This window comes from Coleofasciculus sp. H7-2 (assembly GCF_042747725.1).
Classification (GTDB): domain Bacteria; phylum Cyanobacteriota; class Cyanobacteriia; order Cyanobacteriales; family FACHB-T130; genus FACHB-T130.
This window is the reverse complement of the sequence record NZ_JBHZGO010000064.1, coordinates 110,137-130,865: the sequence shown is the minus strand read 5'-3', so window position 1 is coordinate 130,865 and position 20,729 is coordinate 110,137. Positions and strand designations below refer to the sequence as shown.

The 20,729-nt window shown below is 45.3% G+C and carries 16 protein-coding genes; 12 read left to right on the top strand and 4 right to left on the bottom strand.

What is annotated here, in order from left to right:
• Positions 1-479 precede the first annotated feature (479 nt).
• Positions 480-1,436, top strand: a complete 957-nt coding sequence (locus tag ACFW2W_RS13750; protein WP_378178792.1) for a PhoH family protein — start codon at positions 480-482, stop codon at positions 1,434-1,436.
• Positions 1,437-1,848: 412 nt separating this feature from the next.
• Positions 1,849-3,624 (top strand): CBS domain-containing protein, encoded by a 1,776-nt coding sequence (locus ACFW2W_RS13745; RefSeq protein WP_378178789.1) that lies wholly within the window; start codon positions 1,849-1,851, stop codon positions 3,622-3,624.
• Positions 3,625-3,734: 110 nt separating this feature from the next.
• Here the strand turns inward: ACFW2W_RS13745 and ACFW2W_RS13740 are convergent, their stop codons facing one another.
• On the bottom strand, positions 3,735-4,652 hold the full coding sequence (locus ACFW2W_RS13740) for a phytanoyl-CoA dioxygenase family protein (RefSeq protein ID WP_378178786.1): 918 nt from the start codon (positions 4,650-4,652) through the stop codon (positions 3,735-3,737).
• 195 nt (positions 4,653-4,847) lie between these two features.
• Here ACFW2W_RS13740 and ACFW2W_RS13735 point away from each other — a divergent pair, with 195 nt between their 5' ends.
• The 3 genes from ACFW2W_RS13735 (at position 4,848) to ACFW2W_RS13725 (ending at position 7,682) form a co-directional block, all read left to right on the top strand.
• A complete protein-coding gene (locus ACFW2W_RS13735; protein ID WP_378178783.1) occupies positions 4,848-5,432 on the top strand; it encodes a GNAT family N-acetyltransferase in 585 nt (194 codons plus the stop codon).
• A gap of 46 nt (positions 5,433-5,478) precedes the next feature.
• A complete protein-coding gene (locus ACFW2W_RS13730) occupies positions 5,479-6,672 on the top strand; it encodes an NAD(P)/FAD-dependent oxidoreductase (RefSeq protein ID WP_378178781.1) in 1,194 nt (397 codons plus the stop codon).
• 362 nt (positions 6,673-7,034) lie between these two features.
• Positions 7,035-7,682 (top strand): HAD-IA family hydrolase, encoded by a 648-nt coding sequence (locus ACFW2W_RS13725; protein ID WP_378178778.1) that lies wholly within the window; start codon positions 7,035-7,037, stop codon positions 7,680-7,682.
• Between the two features lie 232 nt (positions 7,683-7,914).
• On the opposite strand, the gene ACFW2W_RS13720 is transcribed toward ACFW2W_RS13725, so the two are convergent.
• Positions 7,915-8,640: a DUF4079 domain-containing protein gene (locus ACFW2W_RS13720; protein ID WP_378178775.1), complete on the bottom strand. Its 726-nt coding sequence runs from the start codon at positions 8,638-8,640 to the stop codon at positions 7,915-7,917.
• Positions 8,641-8,665: 25 nt separating this feature from the next.
• Positions 8,666-9,139 carry a DM13 domain-containing protein gene (locus tag ACFW2W_RS13715; protein ID WP_378178772.1) on the bottom strand — a complete coding sequence of 158 codons (474 nt, stop codon included), beginning with the start codon at positions 9,137-9,139 and terminating at the stop codon, positions 8,666-8,668.
• 303 nt (positions 9,140-9,442) lie between these two features.
• Between ACFW2W_RS13715 and ACFW2W_RS13710 the strand changes: the two genes are divergently transcribed.
• Together ACFW2W_RS13710 and ACFW2W_RS13705 are read left to right on the top strand one after the other, a co-directional pair.
• Positions 9,443-10,504, top strand: coding sequence for a DMT family transporter (locus ACFW2W_RS13710; RefSeq protein ID WP_378178769.1), 1,062 nt, complete (start codon positions 9,443-9,445; stop codon positions 10,502-10,504).
• 104 nt (positions 10,505-10,608) lie between these two features.
• Positions 10,609-12,885 carry a glycosyltransferase gene (locus ACFW2W_RS13705; protein WP_378178766.1) on the top strand — a complete coding sequence of 759 codons (2,277 nt, stop codon included), beginning with the start codon at positions 10,609-10,611 and terminating at the stop codon, positions 12,883-12,885.
• Here ACFW2W_RS13705 and ACFW2W_RS13700 read toward each other — a convergent pair.
• On the bottom strand, positions 12,882-14,483 hold the full coding sequence (locus tag ACFW2W_RS13700; RefSeq protein ID WP_378178763.1) for a glycosyltransferase family 39 protein: 1,602 nt from the start codon (positions 14,481-14,483) through the stop codon (positions 12,882-12,884). The two genes, ACFW2W_RS13705 and ACFW2W_RS13700, sit on opposite strands and share 4 nt — an antisense overlap.
• 199 nt (positions 14,484-14,682) lie before the next feature.
• Between ACFW2W_RS13700 and ACFW2W_RS13695 the strand changes: the two genes are divergently transcribed.
• The 5 genes from ACFW2W_RS13695 to ACFW2W_RS13675 all read left to right on the top strand — a co-directional run bounded on the left by ACFW2W_RS13695 (position 14,683) and on the right by ACFW2W_RS13675 (position 20,678).
• On the top strand, positions 14,683-14,895 hold the full coding sequence (locus tag ACFW2W_RS13695; RefSeq protein ID WP_378178760.1) for a hypothetical protein: 213 nt from the start codon (positions 14,683-14,685) through the stop codon (positions 14,893-14,895).
• Between the two features lie 373 nt (positions 14,896-15,268).
• Positions 15,269-16,696, top strand: a complete 1,428-nt coding sequence (locus ACFW2W_RS13690) for a pentapeptide repeat-containing protein (protein ID WP_378178757.1) — start codon at positions 15,269-15,271, stop codon at positions 16,694-16,696.
• Between the two features lie 122 nt (positions 16,697-16,818).
• Positions 16,819-17,388, top strand: a complete 570-nt coding sequence (locus ACFW2W_RS13685) for a Uma2 family endonuclease (protein WP_378178754.1) — start codon at positions 16,819-16,821, stop codon at positions 17,386-17,388.
• A gap of 105 nt (positions 17,389-17,493) precedes the next feature.
• A complete protein-coding gene (gene uvrA, locus ACFW2W_RS13680; RefSeq protein WP_378178751.1) occupies positions 17,494-20,499 on the top strand; it encodes an excinuclease ABC subunit UvrA in 3,006 nt (1,001 codons plus the stop codon).
• Complete coding sequence (locus ACFW2W_RS13675) at positions 20,496-20,678, top strand: hypothetical protein (RefSeq protein WP_378178748.1); 183 nt, start codon at positions 20,496-20,498, stop codon at positions 20,676-20,678. The genes uvrA and ACFW2W_RS13675 overlap by 4 nt, the downstream gene beginning before the upstream one ends.
• Positions 20,679-20,729 lie beyond the last annotated feature (51 nt).

Genomic DNA, 20,729 nt, shown 5'->3' with positions numbered 1-20,729 from the left:
AACTTTACACGGTTAGCATTGAGGAGGTGATGGATCGCCTCCGATTATGGATATCTCCTAAGTAAATCGCCTGTTATCTTTAGCAAAGGGGCTATCAACTTGGCATTGGAACTAACCAAAAGCTAGAGTTGATGGTTAACCTAAGCAAAAAAGACAGCGAGTGGCTGCAAGTCCGTTTGGTTGAAAACAAGTCGATTAACTCGGCGTGAAGATGCAACCAACAATAAAATTCAGCGATGCGGAATTTTATTGGAAGTTAAATCTCACCAACGGTAAGAAAAGCCGAGGATTCGTCGAAAGCGGAAGCATCCCGTCAGTGCCTGCGCTCTCATTGAGGATCTGTAGCTAATAAAATTGGGACGCCTGAGCTGTTATGGCAAGTCTATATATCGGGCGTCTTTTCGCATTATAGGGGCGGATTTTACCAATTATCCCGTCCTCTTACCGACGACTGCTGTAAACTCGCCCATAATATTACGATGACAGAGGCATTTAAAACAATACATCTACCAAGTACCAATAGCGCGATCGCCTTAGCAGGCGACCGAGAAGAAAACCTCAAAACCCTGGCAAAAACTACTGGCGCGGTTCTGGTGTTGCGGGGGCAAGAACTGATGGTTTCTGGGACTGCTAAACAAATAGACCGCACCAACGATCTGGTGAACGCGCTCAAACCTTTCTGGAAAGACGGGAAGCGGATCTCCAAAGTAGATATCCGCACGGCTTCCCAAGCCCTGGATACGGGACGCCAGGTGGAATGGCAAGCAATGCAAGAGGAAATTCTCGCGCGAAACCGTCGCGGCGAAGAAATTCGAGCCAAAACATTTCCTCAGTGGCAGTATATCCAAGCAGTACGCACCCACGACCTCACCTTCTGCATTGGCCCAGCAGGCACCGGCAAAACCTACCTAGCAGCCGTTCTGGCAGTTCAGGCGCTGCTTTCCGAGCAGTACGAACGACTAATTCTAACCCGTCCAGCTGTGGAAGCTGGGGAAAAATTGGGCTTTTTGCCTGGGGACTTACAGCAGAAAATCGATCCATTTCTGCGCCCCCTTTATGACGCTCTCTATGAATTTATCGATACAGATAAAATTCCCAGTTTGATGGAACGCGGGGTGATTGAAGTCGCTCCCCTCGCTTATATGCGGGGTCGAACCCTCAACAACTCCTTTGTGATTGTGGATGAAGCCCAGAACACCACCCCGGCACAGATGAAAATGGTGCTGACTCGCCTGGGGTTTCGTTCTCGCATGGTTGTCACGGGCGACATCACCCAGACCGATTTACCACTCAACCAACAATCAGGGTTAGCCGTTGCCCAAAAAATCCTCCAACGGGTTGAAGGCATTGCCTTCTGCAATCTCTCCAAAACTGATGTTGTCCGCAATCCGTTAGTTGAGCGAATTGTAGCGGCATACGAAAACGATGCGTTATGAGGGATGAGTTAGGAGAACAGTTCGGGTTTTCACTCCCAGGAGAGTGTCGGTTCGCAGACTATTTGAAAATTTGTTCGCAGTTCTCCACCCGAAGCAACCAGGAAAGAGGTTCTCGAATGTGTGCGAGTGCCTCAATTGCCTTTGCCCTATGGGGAGCGAGTCCGCAAACTATTCGTAAGTGAGAACCCTCAAACCCCGATGTCAACTATTTTTGGCAACATGGCACTTAGTCGCAAATGGGTCGTTGCAAAACTTTATCCCCCAATTTAAGCCTTGGATTAGCCAATTTATTCAACCCTGCCAGAATCTACGTGGTATCCCTGCCGTTTTCTCATGAAGATTGGCTGAGAATAGTGAAACCAACAAAATCATGAAACTTCATTAACACAGCATCACCACTACATGAGTCACTATGCAACATCATCACAACTTACTGAGCTATTCTCCAGCAGTAGACCATGTCATTGACCCCTCTCCCCTAATCGTTACTCCTGACACACCACTCGCCGATGTCATCACCTTGATGGGTAGGGTACGAAGCAGTTGTTTACTCACCAGCGGCAATGCAGCGCCAGAAGATAGTCTCATGGGTGAAGCACGAGCTGGTTATGTTTTGGTAGTGGAGCGAAGGCAACTGGTTGGGATGTTCACCGAGCGGGATGTTGTTCGGTTGACAGCTGCCGGGATGAACTTGGCATCTGTCAAAATTAGGGAGGTAATGACTTCTCCGGTAATTACCCTGGAGCTATCGGCTTTTCGGGATATTTTCACAGCGCTGTCACTTTTGCGTCGGCATCACATTCGTCACTTGCCAATTGTAGAGTCGCAGGTGCAACTGGTAGGGGTTGTCACGCCTGATAGTATTCGTCAAGTCATGCAACCGACGAATCTTCTCAAGTGGCAGTGTGTCGCGGAGGTAATGATCGCTCAGATAATTCAGGCTCCACCCTCAGCATCGGTGCTAAGTTTAGCTCAACTCATGGCAAAGCACCGAGTTAGTTGTGTAGTGATTACAGAGGCAGACAGAGAAAATTTGATTCGCCCGGTGGGGATTTTTACAGAGCGGGATCTCGTACAGATGCAGACGATAGGGCTAGATTTATCCCAAAACCAAGCTGAAACGGTGATGAGTACGCCTTTATTCTGCGTTAGTCCTGAGGATACTTTATGGACAGTTCATCAGGAGATGCAGCGGCGATATGTGCAGCGCATAGTGGTGACTGGGAGTGCGGGAAACCTGCTTGGCATCGTGACTCAAACTAGCCTATTGCAAGCGTTCGATCCGGTAGAAATGTATGGCACTGTGGAACTGTTGCAGCAATTAGTAGAAGTGCGTACCTCCGAACTCAGCAATGCCAATCACCAATTGCAGCGCGAGATTTTGGAGCGAAAACGTGCGGAGGAAGAGCTACAAAAGGCGCTAGAGAAAGAGAAAGAACTGAGCGATCTTAAATCCCGGTTTGCTGGCATGGTTTCCCACGAGTTTCGCAACCCCTTGACGACCATCATCAATTTAGCTGACTTACTCAAATATTACAGCCACCGATTGACTGACGAGAAAAAACTTAAGTATCTCAATCATATTGAGGCAAGTGCCAAAGATATGAACAAGTTAATCGATGAGCTGCTGGTTATTGCTAAAGCGGAAGCCGGGAAATTGGATTTCAAGCCAGCTCTACTGAATCTCGTTCAATGGTGTGCTGAACTCATAGAAGAGATACAACTCGTTTATGACAATCGGAACGCGATCGCCTTTGAGAGCTATGGTGTAGATACTGATGTTTACCTGGATGAAAAACTACTACGGCACATTCTTACCAATTTGCTTACCAATGCTATCAAGTATTCATCCCCAGGCAGCACCGTCCATTTTGAACTTTGGTTTCAAGCTGGAGACGCAGTATTTCAGATTCAAGACTCAGGCATTGGCATTCCGGTAGAAGATCGAGAACGATTATTTGAATCATTCCATCGAGCCAAAAATGTTGGCAATATTCCCGGTACTGGATTGGGGTTGACGATTGCTAAAAAATGTGTAGAGTTGCACGGTGGCAAGATTGCTGTCAAGAGCGAGGTCGGGGTGGGTACAACGTTTACAATCTCGGTACCGTTATACAACGGCATTTCCATCCCGAAAAGAAATTCATCCGGATGTGCCGTAACTCACTATATGAACGAAGGGTGCTAGTTTTGCCACATCGTCGGTAAAATCGAAGCAAGGAGCTTGAGTGCATAACGCCAGAGCGATCGCTGAATTTCAACCCAAACCAGAAACCGCACCATAAAATGCTTCTTATCTTAGCAGATACGACCTCGCTTCCCTGCGGCTGAGTGACCGATAGGGTTTTTCCCCACCCATCTTTCATCCACTGGTTCCGAAGCTAGCTGATAACGACTATCTGAAGAAAGCCGAATTTGCTGGGAGTGGTTATCTAAGCTGGCATGAATCGTAAACATACCGAAAATCAAAACATCTCCAGCTTTAAAATCGGCGGTTAGCCAGCGTCCTCCGTATTTTTTTCGCAGAGAAACCGGGTTTTTCGATAGCGCCCCATTCCACCATTTTTCACCAGATGCATACAATTGGGCAGTCTTACGGTTAGCACAATAACTATCTACATCCTTGCACCCATAATAGTTTTTAATACTTTCCAGGCGATGAGATTTTTCCAAAATTATCAACCCTCCCATCTCCAGAGATACATCGCCCAACGGTGTCCAAGTTGTGTAAAGCTCGTGAGTTCCCCGTCCCATGTACACGATATCGCAATGAGCATAAGTACCATGACCGGGGGCAACTGCCCTTAACCAGGTATAATCGAAAGGTCGGACATCTCCGCCTAAAAAGGCTTGATAAAATTCCATCATTTGACCCGAATAAAGCAGTTGTTTTAGCGCCGGACTTTGGACTGCTAAATCAGGTCTAAAATGCATTTTCAATCCTGACTTTGCCACGCAATCTAGAATCGAGTGTCCAGGTTCCAGACAACCTTCTGCGGCTAAGAGTTCGGCAATTTCCTGACGGCTCTGGCAAACTTCTTGGGGATTTAGAAGTGCCGGAAGGTATAAATAGCCGTCCTGTTGCATCCGCAGGCGCAGTTCATTGGGCTGATTAAGTAAATCTGAAGAATCGGTTAAATAACCAAAAGCATTGCTGCTGCAATCGAGTTCGTAACCTAAAGAAGTGAGGACGGTTTTCTCAGGTAAGACGATCATCACTCAGTATTTAAAGTTGCTATTCTCACATCTTATTCTCGTTCCTGGGTTGCTGCCTGATAAAGTGCCCACAGAGCGATCGCCTGCTAATTCTAAAGTAAATCGTCATATGCTGGGAATTAAAGCGAGGAGCGCCCTTGAGGGCATACGCGAGAGTGAACAGCACCATCTCGACGGTTACATTAAAGTCACGCCATGCAATATCGCCCATTCTCTCTCGTTCAAAAAGACGATATCGCCATTTGTCGAATGCGAGACGATATCGACGACTATCAATTAATGGCAAAATGGCTGAGTGACGAGAAAGTTTTGGAATTCTATGAAGGACGAGACAACCCCTACTCTTTAGAACAAATCATAGAAGAATATGCCCCCGCAGTCAGGGGTGAAGAGCCGGTAGTTCCCTGCTTTTGCTTATACCAAAATCTTCCTATCGGTTATTTACAGTATTACCTACTCACAGAGGCTGACAAGCAGAATTATGGAGATTATGGAGTAGGCGAGATGGGCAATATTTATGGTATTGACTTATTCATTGGAGAGACAGATTATAGGAATCAAGGGATCGGGTCTAAACTGCTTTCGCTCCTATTAACCTATCTTTTTGAAGAACTGAAGGCTGCTAAAGCAGTCATAGATCCGCAGATATGGAACACCCGTGCTATCCGCTGCTACGAAAAGTGCGGCTTTCGGAAAATTAAACTACTGCCCGAACACGAACTCCACGAGGGGAAATATTGGGATAGCTGGCTGATGGCTATAGAACGGCAGAATCAGTAGACTGAAGTTAGTTGCCCTGCGCTTGAATCGCCCACTCACTAGAACCATGACCCAGCAACCTACACGCATTTGTATCCTCGGTGGCGGCTTTGGCGGTCTCTACACTGCCCTGCGCTTGAGCCAGTTGCCTTGGGAAAAGTCGGAACGTCCGGAAATTGTCCTGGTGGATCGAGATGACCGCTTTTTGTTCACGCCGCTGCTGTATGAACTACTCACCGGGGAACTGCAAACTTGGGAAATTGCCCCGCCGTTTCCAGAGATTCTAGCGAACACGGGTGTGCGCTTCTGTCAGGGCGTTGTGGCTGGAATAGATATCCACGAAAAGCTGGTACATTTGCATGATGGCCCCGCCTTCTCCTACGATCGCTTGGTGTTAGCCCTGGGTGGAGAGACGCCGCTAGATATGGTGCCGGGGGCTGCTGAATATGCGTTTCCTTTCCGCACGATTGCTCACGCCTACCGCCTGGAAGAACGGCTGAGAATTTTAGAAGAGTCGGAAACGGATAAGATTCGCATCGCCATTGTGGGAGGCGGTTACTGTGGCGTTGAATTGGCTTGCAAGTTGGCTGACCGCCTTGGCGAAAGAGGTCGCATCCGGTTAATTGAACAAGCTGATATGATTCTCCGGACATCGCCAGATTTTAACCGGGAAGCGGCGCGAAAAGCTTTGGAAGAAAGGGGTGTGTGGATTGATTTGGACACGTCGGTGGAGTCGATGTCACCAACTACGATCTCGCTAATGTACAAAGGACAGGTAGACCCAATCCCAGTGGATTTGGTGCTGTGGACGGTGGGAACGCAAGTGGCAGAGGCGGTGCGATCGCTCGAACTCAAATACAATCAACGCGGTCAAATTACCACCACGCCGACTCTACAAGTGGTTGACCATCCAGAAATCTTTGCCCTTGGCGACATATCGGACTCTCACGACGCTGAAGGTCAGCAAATACCGGCAACTGCCCAGTCTGCCTTCCAGCAATCAGATTATACTGCCTGGAATATCTGGGCATCGCTGACCGGGCGTCCTTTGCTTCCCTTCCACTATCAGAGCTTCGGCGAAATCATGACCTTGGGGACGGATAACGCCACTTTCACCGGCATGGGAGTGAAGCTGGATGGTTCCCTCGCCTACCTCTTCCGGCGTCTGGCATATCTGTATCGGATGCCAACGCTCAACCATCAGTTGAAAGTTGGGTTAAATTGGATTGCTCAACCCGTGTTGGAAATGTTCTCGAAGTAATTCGGAATTGGGGGTCATCGGTTTGTAATTAAAGGTGGGCATTGCCCACTTATACAGTTTCACTATATTTATCTCAGGACTTACGCAAATATCACCACATTTGGGGGCAACCACAAGGGGATTGAACCCGAAAAAACGCTATATGTATAAGCTTTGCGTAAATCCTGATCTCTTAGATTCCTATGTAGGGGTGCGAGGCTTTGTCTCGTGCCCTTACGCTTAGGAAGGAATTGACGCTCCCACTGCTCTACTTCGTTAAAGCAGTGGGAGCGTCAATACTGAGATACGATTTATGAGATGATGATGAATCTAATCGGTGGTTTTGTTGGGTTTGCGATCTTGAGATGGAACGCTAAGGTAGCATGAAGCGCCCCAAAGTTATTTTTCTTGATGCCGTGGGCACCATGTTTGGTGTGAGGGGCAGTGTAGGAGAGGCGTATAGCGCTAGAGCCAGCCGGTTTGGCGTCCAAGTCTCCGCTGAGGTGGTGAATCCAGCCTTCTTGCAAAGCTTTAAAGCCGCACCGCCGCCAGTTTTTCCAGGTGCAGAACCCCAAGAAATACCAGATCGGGAATTTGAGTGGTGGAAAGCGATCGCCCTTTCCACATTTGAACAGGTAGGCGTGCTGCCCAAATTTTCCAACTTTCCTAGTTTTTTTGACGAACTTTACACCTACTTCTCCACTGCTGAACCTTGGTTTGTTTATCCCGATGTTCTTACAGCTTTGGAAAAATGGCGAGAAATGGAAATTGAGTTGGGTGTATTATCAAATTTCGATTCCCGTATCTACTCGGTTTTGCAATCTCTGAATTTAATCGAATTTTTTACCTCTGTCACCATTTCCTCCGAAATTGGTGCTGCCAAACCCGATCCCAAAATTTTTACTGCTGCGTTGGAGAAACATAACTGTTCGCCTGAGGAAGCATGGCACATTGGCGACAGTCATAAAGAGGACTATCAGGGAGCAAAAGCAGCTGGACTGAAGGGCATTTTGCTAAAGCGCACCGAGTAGATGGCTGGGACGGAAATCAAGGCAAAAGTAAAAAAACCAAAGTAAAAAGAACAGGACTTACGCAAAGCTTATACATATAGCGTTTTGTAGGGGCAATCCCCCTGTGGTTGCCCTCAGATGTGGTGATGTTGCGTAAGTCCTAAAGAAAAGAGTTTGCAGGATGGGCTGTGGCGACCAAAATCCAACGCCTGCGATCGCGTTAATTTTGCAGCTTTACTAAAACTTGATTAACTCAATTTTTTTCGGGTGTTGCTTGGATTGTGCAAGGCTTACTGCCACACTGCTGAATGTAAAGCTGATCCACATAAGGTTTCTGCCACTTTAAGGGAATCTCTAGTAAATCCCGCGTACCAGTCATACCTTGTCCTAAAAACAGCAAGAGTGCAATGCAGTTCAAAATGATGTGAACGTTGCGCCAACGATTTAACCGATCTTTGTAGATATCTTCAATAATTGCTAACGAAAAAATCATCAGCATTGCCGCTGCGATGCCGATGTAGTAGTGAGACACCAACCACTCATTGTCCCGACGATAGACGCCTTCTTGGAAGCCTAAAATAATTAAACCTGCGCCGGTTAAGGTGGCAAAAACGCCGCGCCAGAGTCGCTCTCTAGCTCTGTAGAGCAATACTAATGAGGCAATTGTCGCCGCAAACATTAGGACGATGAAGACAACTTGAAAAGGCTTCTGGCTCCAGATTTGCTTGCTCAAAATCTGCTCAAAAATCGGGTAAGCAAGTCCGATGAGGGCAACTCCGACGACAGCACCAGAGAGCCATTTGCCCAGTTGGACGTGTTCTTGCCCAACCACTGGCGGAATTTTACTTTTGCCTTCTAAATTTTGCAAGCGGCGTTGGCGAGTAAGACAGGCGCGGTTGACGACGATGCCAATCAGAGGGAAGACGACTGCAATTGCGATCGCGGGATGAATCAAAGCCGTCCAATCTGCGATTTCCATAACAACCTCAGTATGCGTTGATTCACTAGCTACTGAAAGGGGCAAAGCCAAAGGTGGCGTTGAATTGGCGACACCAAATCGCCACTGAGCCAAACTCTGCTGGATTAACGCTAGCAGGAATAGCATAGCGTTGAGTACCACTTATTTTTTGTAAGCGCCCAATGCTTGCATAATCTTTTTCTTTAATGCCATAGGTTGGTGGCTTCTCAGAACGATACAGGATGATGAATAAATCCGGGCCATTGTCAGTTTTGAAAGCTCGATCCAACTCCAGATAGCGGTTTCCATTTTCTGTCACCAAGCGCACAGTTCCCTGGGTGGGATGTTCTGCTCCCTGAAAGGTTCCAGACTGTGTTGTAGGCGTCTGTGCTACCGATGTAGCAGATGGGTTTGTCGATGGCGCAGTCTGAACATTTGGCTGATTGGAATTTGCTTCTTTGGTACAGCCAACAGTCAAAAATGCTACTACACAAACTACTGCTAGATAATTCAACTTCATAGAAGTGTCTTCAAAATCATCTCTACTGGCACTTTAAAGTGCTGTGTCAGCAAAAAAATGAATTTTAGCTGAGAAGTTGATTGGAAATGGCTGATAGCTTTTTAGACCACTTTTTAGATTAAAATGCTGTCATTTATACTTGCTGTAAGTTTTTAGTCTTTTTTAGGAAATTCTCATTTTTAGATCATCTGGATACAGTAAGTTTATAAGATATTAAGGACAACCTTGTAGCCGCAGCCCTTTTAGTCTTGTCATTTTCTGCTTTTTTGAAGGTTTCATCCATCAATTTTTAAATATAAAGTTATGCAAAGAATAGTAGCGAAGACATTAAGTTTTTTCAAGGGTATTCCAGGATACATCTATCTCTGGCTAGCGATTATTATCTTTGGAGCTTCTAACGCCATTACTCGGCGGCTGACGGAAATTGGTTCTCAAAACTTCGTTGATGGCAGAAATCCAATTTCCTTTTGCAATGTTCTGTTTGTCGGAAATATTTGCGCTTTACTGATTCTGATTTTAATCTATCATCAGCAGTGGAATATTCGCTCCTTAAGACAGCTTTCCTGGAAAGATTGGCTTAGCTTGATAGCGGTGGCGATTTTGTCTGGGGCACTGGCTCCAGGTTTAATTTTTGAAGCCCTTTCGCAGACGATGGTTACTAATGTTGTGTTAATCGGACGAATCGAGCCTCCTCTGGTTCTGGCTTTATCCGTCTGGTTTCTCAAGGAACGAGTTAATTTTTTGCAAATTGCGGGTGCGATTGTTTCCTTGGCTGGAGTCATTTTGATTATGTTGCTTCAGCGTTCATCAGGGGAAAACATGATGAACATGGGAGGTTTTATCAGTGTAGGAACGGGTGAGATTTTTGCGGCGGCAGGAGCCGTGGCTTTAGCTGTTTCCACGATTATTAGTAAATTTCGGATAGAAGAGATACCTTTGGGAATTTATACCGTATTTCGTACAGCTTTGGGATCGGTAATATTTTTCTTTGCTGCTTTGTATTTCTATGGAAGTAATCATTTTATGGATGTATTTTCACCCTTTTTGTGGCAGTGGATGTTAGTTTATGGCGCGGTTATCGTCGCAGTAGGTCAATCATCCTGGTTTACTGGCTTAAAAAGTACTACGGCGTCTAAAGTTTCGTTAGCTAGCTCTTTTACTCCAGTTGTTGCGATTGTGGCGGCTTATTTAATTTTGGGCGAAGTGCCTACTTTAGCTCAATGTATTGGAGGCAGTGTCATTTTAGGAGGGATACTTCTAAGCCAGATTGGGGTGCGGCGCAAGAGCCACCGACAAGAGGAAATGGCACATACTAGCAGCAACTCTAAAGAGATGGATATGAGAGTAGGATTTAAAGGAATCTAGGATCAGGGTTACTAGGTAATTGATTAAGGAATGGTAATAGCATTTGTGACGGATTTTAAATTAATTGAGTGCTAAGTAACTTCAGCTTTAGGAAAGTAATAGAGATGACGCCTTCACAAATTGAAAATCAAATCTCAAAGCGTCAAGTCCTAAAACGGATTTTCCGCCTTCAGATGGCAACGCTGATCATGGTGGGGATTGTTGTCTTCGCAGCGGCGATCGCTGCGGCGTGGTTTGCTGGTGAAGGGAAGATTAGTCAGCTGTTTGCCGAACTCAATGCTTTGCAAGAAAACCCCCCCATGTGGCTGCAAGCACCAATGGTGAAGAGTGAATATTTGCTGGTTCCCACAGTTGCCTTGCTGGTGATTGTTCTGGTGGTGATGAAGATTTCCCCAAAGACCGATGCTTGGTCTCGATTTTTTGTGGTGGGGATTTTGCTGGGGTTGACGGGTCGCTATATTCTATGGCGATCGCTCTCAACTCTGAATGTTGCTGACCCCCTGAATGGTGTCTTCAGCCTGGGGTTATTTTTTATGGAAATGTTGATGTTGAGTAGTAGTACAATTCAGCTTTTTTTGATGCTGAATGTAAAGGAGCGACATCGTGAAGCTGACCAGATGGCGAGAAGTGTGCTTGATGGCAGCTTTATGCCAACCGTCGAGATTTTTATTCCTACTTACAATGAACCTTTATTTATTCTGAAGCGCACAATTATCGGTTGTCAAGCTTTAGATTATCCCAATAAGACAATTTATTTACTGGATGATACAAGCCGTCCAGAAATGCAAAAATTAGCTGAAGATTTGGGTTGCGAGTATAAAACAAGACTCGATAATAGTCATGCCAAAGCCGGAAATTTAAATCATGCCTTTCCTCAAACAACTGGGGAGTTAATTGTTGTATTTGATGCAGATTTTATTCCGACTAAAAACTTTCTCACCCGCACCGTAGGCTTTTTTCAAGATGAAACCGTTGCCCTGGTACAGACGCCCCAAAGCTTTTATAACTCTGACCCAATTGCCCACAATTTAGGATTAGAACACGTCCTGACGCCGGAAGAAGAAGTGTTTTACCGGCAAATTCAACCCATTCGGGATGCAGCAGGTAGCGTTATTTGTTCTGGAACTTCTTTCATTGTCAGGCGCAGTGCTTTAGAAGCAGCGGGTGGCTTTGCCACCGATTCTTTGAGCGAAGATTACTTTACTGGCATTTGTTTATCTGCCCAAGGCTACCGATTAATTTACCTAGATGAAAAGTTAAGTGCTGGATTAGCCGCAGAAAATATTGCTGCTCATGCTACCCAGCGGCTACGGTGGGCACAAGGCACTTTACAAGCTTTCTTTATTAAGGCGAATCCGTTAACAATTCCGGGACTTAGTCCTCTGCAAAGACTGGCTCATTTAGAAGGATTATTGCATTGGTTTACCAGTTGGTCGCGAGTTTATTTTCTACTGATGCCGTTAACTTATTCGTTCCTCGGCGTCATTCCCCTTCGGGCAACGGCTGGTGAATTGTTGTATTATTTCCTTCCTTACTATGTGGTACAACTCTCTGTTTTTTCATGGTTAAATTATCGTTCGCGCTCAGCTTTGCTCTCGGATATTTACACATTGGTGTTGTGTTTTCCCCTAGCGCTGACTGTACTTCAAGTGATGTTGAATCCCTTTTCTAAAGGATTTCAGGTCACGCCCAAGGGAATATCGCGCGATCGCTTTGCTTTCAACTGGAATTTAGCATTGCCTTTGATTATTTTATTTATAGCAACCGCTGTTAGTTTATGGCGAAATTTAGGAATGTGCATGATGGCGGGTGGCTGGCAAGGGACGGAAGCTTATGAATCAACTGAAGTGTATAAAGGTCTCGGCTTGGGTTGGATTTGGAGTGGCTACAACCTGTTAATGATTGGTATCGCGCTGTTAATATTACTAGATGTCCCCAAACCAGATATTTATGAATGGTTTGATTTACGGCGGTTGGTGCGGCTGAATGTTGCTGGGCAGAATTTTTGGGGCATCACTACGATGATTTCAGAAGCAGGCGCTGAAATCGCTTTAACGCAGGCAGGACTACCGAATGATGCTAGTGAAATGTTGCCGGTAACATTAGAAATTCTGGAAGAACAATTAGAATTGCAAGGCAAAATTATCCACACCGGAGTCAGATGTGAGTATCCGACCGTACAGGTGGCTTTTGAAAAATTGAATCTCGAAGAATATCGGCGTCTGGTAGAAATGCTATTTTGTCGCCCAGGTCAGTGGAAGCGCCGGGAGACTCCTGGAGAGTTTGGCTCTTTGTTGCTGATTTTCAAAATTTTACTTCGTCCACGAATTTTGTTTGATAGAGGGCGAGAAGTGAGAGCGATCGCTGTTTCCAAAATTTAAGGCTTTGCTAATTTCAGAAGCCAGAGATGGTTGTCCCCATAAACTCCCTCGCTCTGGGAATTCTTCTGTTTCTCCACTTGCTCTCGCAGCTTGTCTGAAGGACTCAGTAAAAACACAGTAGAGACACGATTAATCGCGTTACTATCATCAGGAATCTTGGGTATATTCGGGTCAACCACCAACTGAAACCGCACTTTTGGATCGAGAATATAGCTCAAAGAAAAGACATTTCCCGGATTAATCCCAAAAGAATTGCTCACTAAAAGTGGGCGCTCTGCTTGGTTGATTATCCTAGCAACTTTTGGATTGCTATAGCTAATCACCTTACTCCACCAAGTCTCGGCTTGGGAACTGACTGCACAGGAAACAACACCACTGACAATCAGCAGCGTCATCATCGCTTGCCAAATTTTCCGGCGTGAAAAACTCTTACTAGACAACTGAGCCGCTAACAGATAAGCAACCGCTAATTGAATTCCTAAAAAAGACGGAATTAGATATCGACTGGAAGCCGAGCGCAAACCCCCAAAGACTAAATCTGGAAGCATTAAGGATAATGCAGGCACTCCAATTAATGTCAAAATAAACAGCCAAATTTGCTTTGGAGTATTCCGACAGAGGAAATAAATTGCATATCCCACCAAAATTAAAAAAGCTGGTGTAATTAAATAAGTAACTGGATTTTCAAAGCCAAAGTCAAAATCGATAAAAATACGGTTAATGTGAAGGCTCCATGCTTGAATTAAAATTAACGGAGGCACTTTCATCATTGTCCAGCTTGTTGTATCTTGAAATTGAGAAAAATTAGTATTAAGAACTATAATCCAAGGAGCAAAGATGAAAACCCCAGCTAAGGATGCTATCACGAAGGCAGTTACTATCGGAGTCCAGCGAAATCTTTCGGTAACAATTATATAAATTCCCTGGGCAACTGCCACTAAGGCACTAAACAGAAATGTATACAAACTCAAAGCTAAAGTTACAGCATAAATTGCCCAGCTAAATTTTGTTTTGAGCCGCATTGCTCGCAGCAGTGAAGCGCTCAATAGTAAGAGGGTAACTGTCCATAAAGTATATTCCCGTGCTTCTTGGGCATAGAGAACGTGAATAGGAGAGATAGCAATGAGTGCGGTAGCAAAGCTTGCCGTAGGCATCGCTACCAGCGGCGACTCAAATAATTCTCGACACAGCCAATAGATACACGGAAATACCAGCAAACTCAGGAACGCCGAAAAACTTCTCATCGCTGTCACGGAATTCCCAAACCATTGCACCCAAAATCGCGCCATTACGTAATAAAACGGTGGATGCTGAGGATCTTCGATTGCCAAAGATTTAAGGGTGTCAATTAAGCCTTTTTCAGAATTTGGATGCTGGAACTTGGCAAAATCTTCGATACCAATGACGCGACCATCAAAGAGTTGTTGAAACACTTCTTGACTGGTGTAGCCCGAAATTCGCAACGAGGTATAAGTCTCGTCGTGCCAGTAAACTTTGCCTTCAAGGTTGAAAAATCGAAAAAAGATACCCAGTGCTAACAGGAGGACAATTAAAAATTGAACCGGATTCAGTTCTGAATTCCGCGTTAGAGATTTCATAGATTGGATATTTTCTATATTTATAAGTTTATCTATTTAGATAAATTTTGCAGTGGAGGTCTAGGCAGTTTACAAAGTTTAACTTAGTTTTTGAATTTTCGGCTGGATCGCCCCGCCCGATCGGGTGAGCTATTTGGATGAAGCGCGATCGCTCTCGCTCATCGTATGTTGACGAATACCCTGATTTGAGATGATAGCGATGAAAACCTCAGCGGTGCTATTTACTCTAAACAAAATTTGGAAAAGTTTTGTTAAATTTCTAGTTAAAAGCCCAGAACTGCGAACTAGAAAAGGTTCTGGTGACGGGCATTCTTCCTGGCTTGCTTACGATCCTGCTACAGATCGCTCTGCCTATCTTGGTTCAGAAGCCGAGGTGCGTTCGTGGATTGAAAAGCGCGATCGCGACAAGTGACAGATACTAGACTGACGCGATCGCACTCTTTAAAAGTGAAGCACTCAATTAAAAGGTTTCTTTATGGGTACTTAATAACAATTCAGGAATTTGTGAAAATTCGGGAAATTTACTTTACAAATTGAAGTAATATAAAACGCGATCGCGTCTGATGAAAAAGCAATTCAATAGCAGCCAGATTAACTGCAAGTAAAAAAGCTTAATAACAGAAGTCGCGGCTATACAAACGTAGGCACGTTCATGCCGTTAGGCTTTAGCCTTCAAGGGAGGGTAGTCCGCCTAGGCAGGCTAGCTGTGCCAAAATCGAGAGAAATAAGTAGGCGATCGCATTCGTTCTACCACGCTGCACCAAACTCATACTGGGGCAAACACAATGAGCAACTTTCCAGACTTTTCTAGTCACGCCTATCAAGTCATCGGAGAACTGGGACGCAACCGGGAAGCGGGGCGCATTACCTATCTAGCTACTGCCTTAAATCAAGACAAACAGGTTGTTATCAAAGAGTTCCGCTTTGCAGATTCCGGTGCAGATTGGTCGGGTTTTAAAGCTTATCAGCGCGAGATTGAAGTGCTGCGGGAACTGGATCACCCCCGCATTCCCCGCTACCTAAATTCCTTTGAAACCTCACAGGGTTTTTGCTTGGTGCAGGAATATAAAAACGCGCCCTCCTTAGCGGAACGATGCAGCTTTAATCCGGAAGACATCAAACAAATCGCCCTTTCACTATTAGAAATTTTGGTTTACTTGCAGCATCGCCTTCCCCCAATTATTCATCGGGATATTAAGCCAGAAAATATCTTGGTTGACGATCAACTAAATGCTTACTTAGTTGATTTTGGTTTTGCCCGAATTCGGGGCGCGAAAGTAGCAATGAGCAGTGTTGCCGCTGGCACTCCAGGCTTTATGCCGCCGGAAGAATTATTTAATCGTCTCCTCACAGAAGCGTCAGACCTCTATAGTTTAGGGGCAACATTGATTTGCTTGCTCACTGGCACCCGTTCGGTGGATCTTTGTAATTTAATTGATGATAATTATCGCCTTAATTTTAAGAAACTGGTTCCCCACCTCAGTCCATCTTTTATCGCTTGGTTGCAAAAGATGGTCGCCTCCAATGTCAAAGATCGCTTTAATAATGCAGCGATCGCTCTAAAAGCATTGAAGCCAATTCCAGTTGTTGGCGGTGCTATCGAGCTAGAAACTCTAGTTCAGGCAATAAGAGCTAAAAAGTTATTCACTACTCTGAATGTAGCAACGATTAGCATTATTTTATTGGGCACAACTTCTTTCCTCATTTACCAAAAGGGCAGTTCCGTCAGGCACTTATTAAAAACGAATACGTGCGTAGCGTGTAATCTTCAAGAAACTAACCTGGAAGGTGCCGATCTCAAGGGTGCCAACTTGGTTAATGCCAACCTGAAGTATGCAAGTTTGGAGCGTGCCAACCTCAAGAGTGCTAACTTGATCGCTGCCAATTTACAAGGTGTTGACTTGGGAAGTGCCAACCTGTGGGGGGCATATTTGGAAAGTGCCAACTTAGAAGGTGCTGAACTGGAACGTGCTAACTTGTGGGGGGCAGATTTAGAAAGTGCCAACTTAGAAGGTGCCGAACTCAAAGGTGCCAACTTGGAACACGCCAACTTGGAATACGCCAACCTGGAATATGCCAACTTGGAAGGTGCCAACCTGAAGAATCTCAATCTGAAAGGTGCCAATTTGAAGGGTGCTAATTTAAAGCGTGCCAACTTGGAATCTGCCAACCTCACAGAAGCAATTATGCCTGATGGCACGATACATCAATAAACGTAGTGCGGTTCAGGGGTGATGTCGCACGTAAGCAGGATGCGATCGCTATTTCTGTATCTGGTAATTCACCAAGTAGACGCGATCGCTAAAATGGAAGTATTCCACAAGAGCTATTAAATATGACTCTCAGCAAAAGCGATATCTACGTTTCCCCAGAAGACTATTTAGAAGGTGAGAAGATAAGTCCCATCAAGCACGAGTACAGACAAGGGGAAATTTATGCAATGGCAGGCGCAAGCGATGCCCATATAACTATTGCGGGAAATTTATTTGCGCTGCTGAGAAACCATGTTCGTGGTTCTGGCTACCGTGTATACATGGCAGAGATGAAAGCTCGGATTGAGCAAGCTAATATCTTTTATTATCCCGATGTGATGGTGACTTGTGATGAACGGGATAGAACTCCTGATGATTTCAAGCGCTACCCTTGCTTAATTGTCGAAGTGCTTTCTCCAACGACTGCGGCTTTTGATCGAGGTGAAAAATTTGCTGATTACCGAACATTAGAAACTCTCCGAGAATATGTATTAATCAATCAAGAAAGGGTAAGTCTAGAGTGTTTTCGCCGCAATGCTGAGGGGCGATGGGTTCTCTATCCCTACGGAGAAGGGGAAGAAGTTCACTTGGCTAGCGTTGATTTTAGGTGCGCGATCGCAGCCCTGTATGAAGATGTATTAGCGCTTAGTTGATAGGTTTAACCCGTTCGGTTAGCCATAAATTATTAATCGGCTAACTCATCAAGCGCAGCCCCTTGCCAGCGCTAAGATCGTTAAGCACTGTTTCGCTCTGCCCTCATGTCTGACCGTGTCAATCTTTCGGATGCTTTACCAACTGAGTCCTCAAACGGGCATCATTCCACGGGCGTAAATCAAAACAGCCAAAACGCGATTCGCATTCGCGGCGCTAGGCAGCACAACCTGAAGAATATCGATCTGGAACTGCCGCGCGATCGCTTAATTGTCTTTACTGGCGTCTCTGGTTCCGGCAAGTCTTCCCTCGCCTTTGATACCATCTTTGCAGAAGGACAGCGGCGCTACGTGGAGTCCCTGAGTGCCTACGCGCGGCAATTCTTAGGGCAGTTGGATAAGCCAGATGTGGATGCGATTGAGGGACTTAGTCCGGCAATTTCGATTGACCAAAAATCGACATCTCACAACCCCCGCTCAACGGTTGGCACGGTAACGGAGATTTACGACTATCTGCGGCTGCTGTTTGGACGCGCGGGTGAGCCTCACTGTCCCCTGTGCGATCGCTCGATTGCGCCTCAGACTATTGATGAAATGTGCGATCGCATCCTGGAACTGCCCAATGGCACCCGCTTCCAAATCTTAGCGCCTGTGGTGCGCGGCAAAAAGGGCGCCCATCAAAAATTGCTCTCCAGCCTGGTTTCTGAAGGATTTGCTCGCGTCAGAGTTGATGGAGAGGTGTTTCAACTGTCCGATTCTATTGAATTAGATAAAAATTATACACACACGATTGAAATTGTCGTTGACCGACTTATTAAGAAACCCGGTATTCAGGAGCGTCTAACCGATTCTCTCAGCACTTGTCTGCGTCATGCCAGTGGAATTGCGGTTATAGAGGTATTAAATGATACATCTAAACCTATAGAATTAGGCAGTATTAGTCTTACGGACACTAAGGAATCTACCACAAATCCAGAAAATGTACAAGAAAATTCTACAAATACTGATAATTCCTATCGGGAAAGCTCCAATGAATTAGTTTTTTCAGAAAACTTTGCTTGTCCAGAACATGGGGCGGTGATGGATGAACTTTCCCCGCGATTGTTCTCCTTTAATTCACCTTATGGTGCTTGTCCTCAGTGTCACGGATTGGGTAGTTTGCGGACATTTTCACCAGAGTTACTGGTGCCTTTTCCGGAGTCGCCGGTGTATGCTGCGATCGCGCCTTGGTCAGAAAAGGATAATTCCTACTATCTCTCCCTACTATACAATGTCGGACAAGCGTATGGTTTTGAAATCCAGACACCCTGGAATCAGCTAACAGCAGAACAGCAGCACATCATTATGCATGGTGCTGACAAATCAATTTGGAACGAAAGTCGAAATGATTTTAGACGCTACGCAGGTGTTATCGCTATACTCCAGAAGCAATATGATGAAACCAATTCGGAACTAATTAAACAAAAACTGGAGCAATATCTCGTCGAGCAACCTTGCGAAGTGTGTCAAGGGAAGCGATTGAAACCGGAAGCGCTGGCTGTGCGGTTGGGACAGTATCAGATTCGCGACTTGACGAGCGTTGATATTGGGGAAAGTCGGGAACGAATTAATAATTTGAAATTGAGCGATCGCCAGTTTCAAATAGGCGATTTGGTACTTAGAGAAATTAAAGCTAGGCTGCAATTTCTCCTTGATGTTGGCTTAGATTATCTTACGCTTGACCGTCCGGCAATGACACTTTCGGGTGGAGAAGCGCAACGAATTCGCCTCGCCACCCAAATTGGTTCGGGTTTAACCGGCGTCCTTTACGTGTTAGATGAACCGAGTATCGGACTGCATCAGCGAGATAATGGACGCTTGCTGCAAACTTTAATTAAACTCCGCGACTTGGGCAATACATTAATTGTGGTCGAGCATGATGAAGAAACTATTCGTGCTGCTGATCACATTGTTGATATTGGTCCTAGTGCGGGCATTCATGGCGGAAGAATTATTTCTCAAGGTGACTTAGAGACATTGTTAGCAGCAGAGGATTCGCTAACGGGTGCTTATTTGTCGGGACGGCAAGTGATTGAAACACCTGCACAGAGGAGAGATGGAAACGGGCGATCGCTAATTCTCAAAAATGCCTACCGCAACAACTTAAAAAATATAGATGTCGAAATTCCGCTGGGTAAACTTGTCTGCATCACCGGCGTTTCTGGTTCTGGCAAATCTACACTAATTAACGAATTACTTTACCCAGCCTTACAACACCACCTCACCCGCAAAGTTCCCTTCCCTAAACACTTGGAAGCAATCAAGGGATTGAACGCAATTGATAAAGCAATTGTCATTGACCAATCTCCAATTGGACGCACCCCTCGTTCTAATCCAGCTACTTATACTGGTATATTTGATGCGATTCGAGATGTGTTTTCCCAAACTATAGAAGCCAAAGCGAGAGGGTACAAACCGGGGCAATTTTCTTTCAACGTTAAAGGTGGACGCTGCGAAGCTTGTGGCGGACAAGGCGTGAATGTGATTGAGATGAATTTCCTGCCAGATGTCTACGTGCAGTGCGAAGTTTGTAAAGGCGATCGCTACAATCGAGAAACTCTACAAGTCAAGTATAAAAGCAAATCTATTTCCGATGTTCTCAACATGACCGTAGAAGAAGCTTTGGAATTTTTTAAAAATATCCCTAAAGCGGCAACACGGTTGCAAACTTTAGTAGATGTGGGACTCGGTTATATCCGTTTAGGACAAACTGCACCCACTCTCTCTGGTGGTGAAGCGCAACGAGTGAAGTTAGCCTCTGAACTCTCTCGTCGTGCTACAGGTAAGACGCTTTATTTAATCGATGAACCGACAACGGGTTTATCTTTTTACGATGTCCACAAGTTGCTAGATGTGTTGCAAAGATTGGTGGATAAAGGAAATTCAATTTTAGTAATCGAACACAATTTAGATGTAATTCGCAGCGGTGATTGGGTAATCGATTTGGGACCCGAAGGGGGTAATAAAGGTGGAGAGTTAATTGCGGTGGGAACGCCAGAAAAAGTGGCGGAGAATCCGAAGTCTTATACCGGGCAATATTTGAAACAAGTATTGCAGCAGCATCCCCCAAAATGACCATTTTTAATCCGTCAACCTACCAGCCGCAATCCCGCGATACCAGTCCAGAAATTGACAGATTTTTAATGCTGGCTTTTCGCCAGATGCCTGCTTGGAAAAAAGCGCATTTGCTCAATGAAGCAACGAAAGGAATTCAGCAATGGGCTTTGATAGCTAAAAATCCAAAACTTGCGTAGTAGCGCGTCTAGCCTAATTTGTTGAGTAAAGCAACGCCTATAGCAATCCTA